Source organism: Streptomyces sp. NPDC041191, assembly GCF_055591945.1.
The window spans coordinates 277,607-286,375 of the sequence record NZ_JBVIZC010000003.1 but is presented as its reverse complement, the minus strand read 5'-3'; the positions used below and the strand labels follow the sequence as shown (position 1 = coordinate 286,375).

The 8,769-nt window shown below is 73.7% G+C and carries 7 protein-coding genes; 4 read left to right on the top strand and 3 right to left on the bottom strand.

Features of this window, described 5'->3' with window-relative positions; genetic code table 11:
- Nucleotides 1–73 precede the first annotated feature (73 nt).
- Entirely contained in the window at nt 74–202 is a 129-nt protein-coding gene (locus tag ACZ6AQ_RS07395) for a hypothetical protein (protein ID WP_360737009.1), read from the bottom strand.
- A 650-nt stretch (nt 203–852) separates the two neighbouring features.
- Here ACZ6AQ_RS07395 and ACZ6AQ_RS07390 point away from each other — a divergent pair.
- From ACZ6AQ_RS07390 to ACZ6AQ_RS07380, 3 genes are read left to right on the top strand one after another with little or no spacing between them, the layout of a single operon-like run.
- A complete protein-coding gene (locus tag ACZ6AQ_RS07390; RefSeq protein ID WP_468758195.1) occupies nt 853–2,151 on the top strand; it encodes an MFS transporter in 1,299 nt (432 codons plus the stop codon).
- The gene (locus ACZ6AQ_RS07385; protein ID WP_468758194.1) at nt 2,148–3,119 is read left to right on the top strand and encodes a metallopeptidase TldD-related protein; all 972 of its coding nucleotides are present in this window, start codon (nt 2,148–2,150) and stop codon (nt 3,117–3,119) included. Before ACZ6AQ_RS07390 ends, ACZ6AQ_RS07385 begins: the two co-directional genes overlap by 4 nt.
- A complete protein-coding gene (locus ACZ6AQ_RS07380) occupies nt 3,116–5,146 on the top strand; it encodes a JmjC domain-containing protein (protein ID WP_468758193.1) in 2,031 nt (676 codons plus the stop codon). The genes ACZ6AQ_RS07385 and ACZ6AQ_RS07380 overlap by 4 nt, the downstream gene beginning before the upstream one ends.
- 107 nt (nt 5,147–5,253) lie before the next feature.
- On the opposite strand, the gene ACZ6AQ_RS07375 is transcribed toward ACZ6AQ_RS07380, so the two are convergent.
- The gene (locus ACZ6AQ_RS07375) at nt 5,254–5,796 is read right to left on the bottom strand and encodes a hypothetical protein (protein WP_468758192.1); all 543 of its coding nucleotides are present in this window, start codon (nt 5,794–5,796) and stop codon (nt 5,254–5,256) included.
- Between ACZ6AQ_RS07375 and ACZ6AQ_RS07370 the strand changes: the two genes are divergently transcribed.
- Nucleotides 5,795–5,941 carry a hypothetical protein gene (locus tag ACZ6AQ_RS07370; RefSeq protein ID WP_468758191.1) on the top strand — a complete coding sequence of 49 codons (147 nt, stop codon included), beginning with the start codon at nt 5,795–5,797 and terminating at the stop codon, nt 5,939–5,941. The two genes, ACZ6AQ_RS07375 and ACZ6AQ_RS07370, sit on opposite strands and share 2 nt — an antisense overlap.
- On the opposite strand, the gene ACZ6AQ_RS07365 is transcribed toward ACZ6AQ_RS07370, so the two are convergent.
- On the bottom strand, nt 5,884–8,751 hold the full coding sequence (locus ACZ6AQ_RS07365; protein WP_468758189.1) for a DNRLRE domain-containing protein: 2,868 nt from the start codon (nt 8,749–8,751) through the stop codon (nt 5,884–5,886). The genes ACZ6AQ_RS07370 and ACZ6AQ_RS07365 overlap by 58 nt on opposite strands.
- Between the last annotated feature and the right edge of the window lie 18 nt (nt 8,752–8,769).

The following is an 8,769-nucleotide window of genomic DNA, read 5'->3' as shown; positions in this document are numbered from 1 at the left end:
GGGTTCGGTTCGGGCGCCGGGGCCGGCGGGACGGTCCCCCGTCGGGGAGCCGCCCGCCGGCCACGGCCGTGCGTCAGACCGCGAAGCGGAAGGCGTGGAACGCCGCGCCGTCCTGGAGTTCGGCGGCCTCGACGACCTCCAGACCGTCCAGTTCGGTCAGCAGGTCCTCGTTCACGTCCTTCTGGATCTGCTCTTCGTTCATGGCGATTCCTTTCTCGACAGGCGAGGGACGGCGTACGGACACGCCTGGCCCCACAACGGATTTTCCTTACTCCTCGACGGAACTCCGGCGGAAAGAAAAACCGGGAAAACCCGAGGAGGCACAGGGCGCCACAGGACTGCCGCCGCCGCGGGGCTTTTCGCTCCCGGGCATGCCGCGGTCTGGCGGATCTCGCTGAGAAGTGGAATGGGAACGGCTCCGGCCGTATGCGTACGGCGCCGCCGGAAAAAGCGGAAAGAGACAGAAAGAAGCGAGGAGAAGCGCGGAGAATCAGGAAAGAGTGCCGTGCTCAGTGTCCGGCGCGAACGGCAGGAATCACAAGAAAGCCCCCGTGGTCCGGCATCGCGGTGTCCGCGATGTCCCCGTGGAGCCCGACGCCGGGCTCCTGACACGAAGACGTTAGAGAGGATTACCGGGGGCTGTCAATGATGACTCTCCGCAACTCGATCAGGATTCAACAATTCCCGTTGTGCCCTTGCGCCGCGACACTCCCGAATGCGGCCGGACGGCGGCGCCGAAAAGGCGGGACGTCGTGACAGACACGCGCACCGGCCCGTAAGCTCGGCCGGCACGATCGCGTGGGCGAATGCCCTGAGCACATCGGCCGAAAATGTTCTTCACAAGGGGGAAACGTGGGGCGTGGGCCCTTCTCGCACGCTGGTTACCGCTGGCTGTGGTCCGGCCAGCTGATCAGCATCATCGGCGACCAGCTGTTCCCCATGGCCGTCGTCGCCCTGGCGCTGGGCAGGGACGGGTCCGCCTTCTCGCTCGGTGTCGTCTTCGGCTCCCGCTTCGGCGCGCTCGCGCTGCTCATCCTGGTGGGCGGCGTGCTCGCCGACCGGATGGACAAGCTCCGCCTGATGATGTCCAGCGACGTGGTCCGGCTCGCCGCCGTCCTGCTGCTCATCACGCTGGGGAACGGCGCCCCGCTGTGGGCCCTGGCCCTCATCACCTTCCTGATGGGCGCCGGCGAGTCGATCTTCCAGCCGGCCCACGACTCCCTCGTGCCGTCCCTCGTGCCGGAACAGACGCTGGAACAGGCCAACGCCGCCACGAACATGCTGAAGAACATCGGCCAGGTCGCGGGCCCGGCCGGAGCCGGCCTGCTGGTGGCGGCGGTCGGCCCGCGCAGCGCCCTGTGGGTCGACGCGGCGACCTTCGCCGTCTCCTCGCTCACCCTGCTGATGGTCGGACGGCAGCTCGGCGAACGGCGCCGGCCCGCCGCCCGCGAGAAGGAGTCGATGCTCGCCGAGGCCGTCGCCGGCATCCGCGTGGTGGTGCGGATGCGGTGGCTGATGGCGCTGGAGGTGATGGCCGTCGTCCACGTGCTGCTCGCCGTCGGCCCCTGGTTCGTCCTGGTCCCGCTGATCGCCGACGACCGTCTCGGCGGCCCGGCCGGGTACGGGTTCGTCCTGTCCGCGTTCGCCCTCGGCGGCATCGGTGGCGCGGCCCTCGCGGGTCTGACGCAGAAGCTCTTCCGGCGGCCGGGACTGTGGGCGCTGGCCGCGATCAGCCTGTTCGGCGTGGCCTGCCTCGCCTTCGCGGTGACCTCCTCCCTGCCCGTGCTGGTCACGCTGTTCGTGCTCGGCGGCGCGGGCGTGCAGTTCTTCGACGTGCTCAAGACGACCGCCATCCAGCGGCACGTCCCCCGCGCGCTCCTGGGTCGCGTCTTCGCCCTCGACTTCTTCGCCTCCTTCGTCGGGATGCCGGCCGGACAGATGCTGGCCGGTCTGCTGGTGGTGGGCGCCGACCAGGCCGCCACCGCGATGGCGGCGGCCGGTGCCGTCGTCTTCGTCACCACCCTGCTGCCGCTGGCCGTACGGGACGTGGCGACCCTCGGCGGTGCCGGCGCCGGTACCGGTGCCGGGCCGCTTCCGCCCGACGCCGCCGAAGGGGCCCCCCTCCCCGCCGGAGGGGGCAAGGCCGAATGAGCGCGGCGGCGACGGCCCGCTCGCTGACCGCCGAACTGACCGCGCTGTGCCACCGGTTGCCCGGGATGCGGGTCGTCGTGGAGACGGACGCCACGGGGTGGGCCGTCCTGGTGACGCACGACGGCGGGGGCCTCGTCCGGTGGGGCGTCCGCTCGCCGGACGCGGCCGGCCTGCGGACGGCGCTGCTGTCGGAGGGGCTGGACTCGCTCCGCACCGACCTGGACGCCCACCGGACCGCCCGCCCCCTGCCCGCCCGGACGGCCGCGCCCGTGGTGATGACGCCGCTGATGGCCGCCATCGCCGTGCACGAATGCGTCGGGCACACCAGCGAGGCCGACAACCACGCCGCCTACGGGCACCGGTTGGGCATCGGCCTCGGGGACCGCTGGACCCGGGTCCCGCTGACGGTGACCGACGACCCGACCCGGTCCGGGCACTGCGGGTCCTACGACCGCGACGACGAGGGCGTGGCGGCGGCCCCCGTCCGGCTCGTCGAGGACGGCCGCTGGAGCGGGCTGCTGACCAGCCGCTCCCACCCCGGCCCGGCCGGCAGCAACGGTCACGGCCGCCGCGCCCCCGCCGCCGCCGGGGCGCTCCCCCGGATGGGCGTGCTGAGCGTGGGACCGGGCGAGCACCGCGCCGGGGACCTCGTCGCGTCGGTCGCGGACGGCTTCCTGCTCGGCGCCCCGCGCGAGGGCGGCTCCGTACGGGAGTACGCCCTGCTCAAACCGGCCTGGGCCCGGCGGATCCGCGACGGCCGGATCACCGACGAGGTGTACCGCGACCTGGTGCTGCGCGCCCACAAGGTGCAGCTCATGAGGAGGCTGCGCGGTGTCGGCGACCGGGTGGTGATGCACGACCCGTACCACCGCTGCGAGAAGAAGGGCCAGGAGGTCTCCGTCTCCCTGGAAGCCCCGTACCTGCTCTTCGACGACCTGCTGCTGTATCCGGACGGAGGGACACCATGACGGAGTTCGTGAGGGGCCTGACCTACGAACGGTTCCTGAGCGAGTACTGGCGCCGGAAGCCGCTGTTCGTCAAGGGCGGCGCGCACGACCTCCTGAAGCGGACGCTGTCCTACGAGGAGGCGGACGCGATCGTCGCGCGGGTCCGCGAGCGGACGCCCGACCGGCTCGCCCGCGACCCGGGACGCATCGAGTTCGTCAAGGGCGCCGACGCGGTGAGCCCCGAACTGGCCCGGCGCGCCGGGGAACTCCAGCGGGCGCTGGGATGGCCGCGGGTCACCTTCGACGTGTCGCGCACCCACGCCCCCGGCAGCATCGGCTGCCACTTCGACTACGACGACAACTTCACCCTCCAGCAGGACGGCAGCAAGGTCTGGCGCGTCGGCTCCCCCACCGCCGTACCGGAGGCGGACCGGCGGCGGCGCGTCCTGGAGGACCCGGCGGTCTCGGGCCGGTTCTACCTCACCGACGACTACGAGGAGTTCGTGGTCGAGGCGGGCGACCTCCTGTACATCCCGCTCTTCCACCCGCACTGGGGCACCTCCACCGGCCGTTCCCTCTCCCTCACCATGACCTGCAACCTGGTCACCCCGCTCACCGAGCTCTGGCCGGTGCTCCACGAGGAGCTGTCCGGGCTCCGCCCGTGGTGGCACCCCTCCCCCCTGCCGGACGCTCCCGACGAGCGGTCCCTCGACGAACTCCTCGACCTGCTCGCGGACCCCGGGGTACGAGGGCGCGTCCTGGCCCGGTGGCGGGAGGCCCGCCGCTCCACCGTCGCCCGGCACCGCCCCGAATCGCACCCGGTCCGGCCGGAACCCGTCCGGGTCGACCCGGTGACGGTCGACATCACCCCGGTCAGACCGCTGTTCACCGGCGCCGCGCCCGCGATCGACCTCGGGGAGGCGGTGCTGCCGGGCGGGACGGCCGCCCTGCTGGACGGCCCGGTCGCCCTGCGCCACCTCAAGCGGCTGCTGATCCTGGCCCGGGACCGGGCGGGAGCCTGCGGGGACGCCCGGCTCGCCGGCTCGGTGCAGGCCGTGGTGAACGGACTCACGCGGCTGCCGCACCCCGTTCTGCTCGCCTGGTGCCGGGGCCCCGAGGTGACGTCCTGGGTGCGGCAGGCGGAGCGCGAGCGCGAGGCCGGCTACCGGCGCGCGCCGGACCTCCTGCTCGCCCACCTCACGTCGTTCTGCCTGCCCGAACTGGTCCGGCACGGGGTGCTCGAACCGGGCACCGTCCTGGTGGCCGCCCCCGGCGCCCCGGCGGAACTGGTCCTTCCCTCGGCGGGCCGGGTGATCGCGCTGCCGGACGCGGCGGACGGGACGGTGACGGTCGGGGTGCACGCGTCGCACGCCGACGTGGCGGGCGTACGCATACCCTCCACGGACCTGTCGGGAGAGACGGCGGGTCCGTCCGTGACCGTGCTTCCCGCCCTTCCCGGGGGCGGCCCCTGCGTCCTGCCGGCGCATTCCTGGTACACCGCCTTCCACCCGGCGGGGCGCCTCTCGCCGCCTCCGCCGAGGGGGGAGCGCGCGGAGGAGTTCCTGGAGACGGTGGCGCGGGCGCTGGCCCTGATCGAGAAGGTGTGGCCACCGGCCGCGGACGACGTCCGCGCCTCCCTGCGCCGGCTCGCCCCGGCGTGGTCGCCCTCCGCGCCGGAGACGGTGCCCGCGTTCCGCGGCGCGGCCGTCGTCGCCGGGACCGGCCCCCTGGAGACGGCCCGGCACCTGTGCCGCGCGGCCGCCCAGACGCGCTACGACGCGATCGGTGACCTGTACGCGCTGAGCGAGGAGCCGGGGGCCGTCGTACGCCCGTCGCCGGCCGCGGCCGGTCTGCCGGTCTCCGCGCTGCTGCGGGACACGTACGCGGCGGTGAACGAACGGGAGTTCCTGTGCCGCCACGACGGCGCCCCGGACCCCGATCCGGGCCTGTCCGCGCGCGTCCGCGGCTCCCTGGACGCCCTGCGGCACGACGGGCGCCTCACCTCCCGGGGCCGTGCCCTGTGGGCCGGGCTGTCGGCGCACGGGTGAGGGACCCGCGGTGCCCGCCGCCGCCCGGGGCCCGCGCGGCGGCGCGGACGTGGTGGTGCCCCGGAACGCGGAGGGCGTTCCGGGGCACCGGCCGTTCGGCGGTTCGCTCAGCCGTGCTCGACGGTGAAGGAGCACCAGGCGGTCCAGGCGGAGGACGTGCCCCCGTCCTTCACGCGGACGCGCCAGCGGTAGGCGCCGTCGGCGAGGGTGCCCTCGGGCAGCTGGAGGGCGGCGGCGTTGCTGGTGTCGCTGGTGAGCTGCCGGTGGAGCACGGGCCCGCCGGCGGCCGTGTCGACCTCGAAGGCCACCGTGCGGCGCGGGCCGGGCCGGGCCGGCTCGACGGTGCCGGGCGGGGCGACCGACTCCAGGGTGGCCGCGAGGGTCGGGGTGCCGGTCGTGACGACCGGGTCCCCGGCCGGACCGCCGCAGAGCTGGAAGCCCGCGTACGAGCCGTCCGAGATCCTCGGCGCCTCGGGCGTCGGCAGCAGCCGGCCGTCCCCGGCGGCCGCCGCCGGGGCACGGTCCGCGGAGGCCGCGGCGAGGGCGATCGGGGCCGCGACGGCGCCGACGGCACAGGTCGCGACCAGGGCGACGACCGCCCTTCGCACCCCCTTCCGGGGCTGCTGGGGCTGGTGGGTGCGCATACGCATGTCCTCGTCTCCTCTCCTCGTCCTCATCGTCCTCGTCGGTCTCGTCGGTCTCGTCGGTCTCGTCGGTCTCGTCGGTCTCATCGGCCGCTACTTCACGTACAGCGTGTGGTCGGGCTCGGGCGCCTGCACCTGCGTGCACTGGTAGGAGGTCCAGCGGTGTTCGGCGACGAGCCGCTTGCCGACCTCCTGGCACCCGGCGAGGTTGCGCAGCGTCTCGTACGCGGTCCAGCTCGCGGCCGTGTTCGGCTTGAGCCGGTTCGCCACCCCGTACGCGGCGGCGTTGCCTCCGGCGGTGACGCCGTCGGTCCCGTCCCACCGGTAGTGCACGCCGAGCCAGACCCGCCCGACGGCGTTCTCGGTCGCCGCGGCGGAGATCGAGGTGAAGGTGCGGGTGGCACCGAGGGCGTTGGGGTCCTCGGTGGTGGCGGTCCAGGTGACCTGGTCGGTGCCGAACCACGTCTGCGTCGCCTTCGACCACGCGCCCGCGAAGGTGGCGTGCCCGGAGATGTACGCCGGGAAGGGCGGCGAGAAGTGCTGGCCGTTGCGGTCCTGGGACAGCGGCTGCCAGTTGGCGTCGGCGGTGGTCTTCGCGTTGCCGTCGCCGTCGAGGCGGATCGCGCTCTCCGGCCGCCACAGGTCGACGTCCGTCCGGTACTTCTGGTCCCAGGAGACGATCGACGCGTCGGCCATGGCGAAGGCGGTCAGGGCGAAGAGCTTGGCGTTGCCGGCGACGGTGGTGCCGTACTGGCGGGACAGGATCTGGGTGTGCTCGAAGAGCTGGCCCGGCGGCTTGTAGGTGCCGTCGAGGTCGTTGGCCCAGAACAGGGCCGCCTTGGTCTGGTCGGCCGTACGGGCCGTGGACTCCGCCGCGCCCAGGCTCTTCACGTCGTTGACCTGGTCGGCGTACGCCTGGCTCGGCAGCAGCGTGCTCATCTGCGTGTGCCCGGCCGGGCCGGCGGAACGGAACTGGGAGCTGCTCGCCATGCCGAAGGGCTTGACCAGGCCCCACTGCGGGGTGGCGCCGTCGCCCGTGCCGGTCGGCCGCCAGTAGCCGGGCTGGGTGGAGCCGGTGTACGGGGCGACGGGGGCCGAGCCGTCGTTCTGGCGGGCGGCGATCATCGCGGCGGCGGCCTTCTGGCCGACCTCGGTGCCGGCGGCGCGCTGGGCGGACGTGACGGCGACGGGGATGGTGGAGCGGGCGGCGGCGATCTCGTCGTCGAAGTTCAGCGACGGGTAGAGCGACCGCAGGACGTCGAAGGCGGCGTGGTCGATGGCGCTGTTCACGTCGGGCCTCGCCCCGTTGGAGGCGGTGGCCTTCACCAGGTAGGCGTCACCGAGGCACTTGAGCGGGCCTTCCGCGCACCGGGCGGAGTTGGCCGCGTCGTAGATCGCGCCGTGCACCATGGCACCGGCCCGGGCGAGCGGGCCGGGGGCGCCGCCGACCTGGCGGTAGGTCTCCTGCAGGACATCATTCCAGTAGACGACGTGGTCCTTGACCGGGTCGGCGGGGGTCTCGTAGGTGACGAGGATCGAGGGCGCGGTGGTGGTCTGGGCGGAGGCGAAGACCTTGAACGCCGTGACGTCGTTCTCGTCGGTCGCCCGCAGGCCGACGGTGTCGACCGCGTTGGCCGTCCTGGACCACTGCTTCAACAGCGGGGTGATGTCCTCGGATATCCAGCGCGGGCCGCAGTCCGTGTGCCCGTGCGTCTGGGTGGAGGAGGTCACCTTGGAGCGCCAGGCGGGCTGGCTGCTCCAGCGGGTGGCGGACGACGCGTTGCCGGTGTCCCATATCTCCCAGGAGCGCGGTGCGCAGCCGTCGGACCAGGTGGCGTAGAGGTTCAGCTCCGCGTTGAGGACGTCCTGGCCGGTGACGGCGGGGTTCCTCGGGAAGTTGACGAAGGAGCGGGCCTCGCCCTTCTGCCACTCGCGGCCGACCCGCAGGTCGGGCGTGGCGGAGAAGTCGGCGGTGTCGCCGTTGCGGACGTAGGTGTCGAAGTCGGTGCCGAAGTAGACGGCCGGGTCGATGGTGACCGGGTAGCGGGTGGCCTTGTCGGCCAGGAAGGAGCGGTCCGCCCTGACCGTGAGGTCGAAGCCCTGTCCCCGCTCGGTGACGTCCAGGTCGACGCGGGCGGTGCGGGCGCCGGGAGCGTTCTCGCCGCCCGCCGAGGCGTCCCACATGTACGGGGTGGAGCCCCGTCCGACCGTGGCACCGGTGCGGGTGTCGGTCAGGGTGAGCGTCTCGTCCTCGCCCTGACGGGCCTCCAGCCCCTTGGAGCGAACGGGCAGCGTCAGGGCCGCCGCGCGCTCGGCGGCCTGTCGGTCGGCGACCACCAGGAACTGCTCGAAACCGGTGCGGGTGGCCTCGACGACGAGGTCGGTGCCCGGCAGGACGTCCTCGTACGTCGCCTTCGGGCCGCTCAGCCGCGGTTCGGGCAGCGCGCCCTTCCAGCCGAGGGCCAGCTCCCGCTCCCCGCTCCCCAGGGTGGCGAGGTCGCCTCCGGCGGCCCCGGTGCGCCCGGCGAGACGCAGGCCGCGCGGGTGGGCCTTGGGGCGGACGGTGCCGTCGGCGTCCTTGACGAGCGTGAGGTCGACTCCGACCCAGCGGCCGTTCTCCCGGTAGCGCACGGGACCGGCGAAGGACTCGACGGACATGGTGCCGTCGGGGTTCGCCCACAGGGTCGTGTTCTCGGTGCGGGCGCCGACGACCTCGATCCGCCGGCCCTGGGCCTGGGCGGTGAGCCGCGCGTTCACCTCCTCGCGGGAGGTCGCGGAGGGTGTGGCCGCGGAGGCGTTCGTGCTCTCCGCGGCCTCCGCGGCCGGGGAGGCCGCCGCCGGGGACAGGGGGCTGCCCGCCAGCACGCCCACGGGGGCGAGCAGAGCCAGAGCGAGGGGCAGGGCCGGGGTCCGGGTCCTGCCCCGGGCCGGTCCACGGGACCGGCCGGTGGTTCTGCGCACGCTGTACTCCTTCTGATC

What these genes read in the sequence shown, in the direction of transcription:
- ACZ6AQ_RS07395 (WP_360737009.1), bottom strand. Translation starts at nt 202, where the DNA reads ATGAACGAAGAGCAGATCCAGAAGGACGTGAACGAGGACCTGCTGACC.
- ACZ6AQ_RS07385 (WP_468758194.1), top strand. Translation starts at nt 2,148, where the DNA reads ATGAGCGCGGCGGCGACGGCCCGCTCGCTGACCGCCGAACTGACCGCG.
- ACZ6AQ_RS07380 (WP_468758193.1), top strand. Translation starts at nt 3,116, where the DNA reads ATGACGGAGTTCGTGAGGGGCCTGACCTACGAACGGTTCCTGAGCGAG.
- ACZ6AQ_RS07370 (WP_468758191.1), top strand. Translation starts at nt 5,795, where the DNA reads ATGTCCTCGTCTCCTCTCCTCGTCCTCATCGTCCTCGTCGGTCTCGTC.
- ACZ6AQ_RS07375 (WP_468758192.1), bottom strand. Translation starts at nt 5,796, where the DNA reads ATGCGTATGCGCACCCACCAGCCCCAGCAGCCCCGGAAGGGGGTGCGA.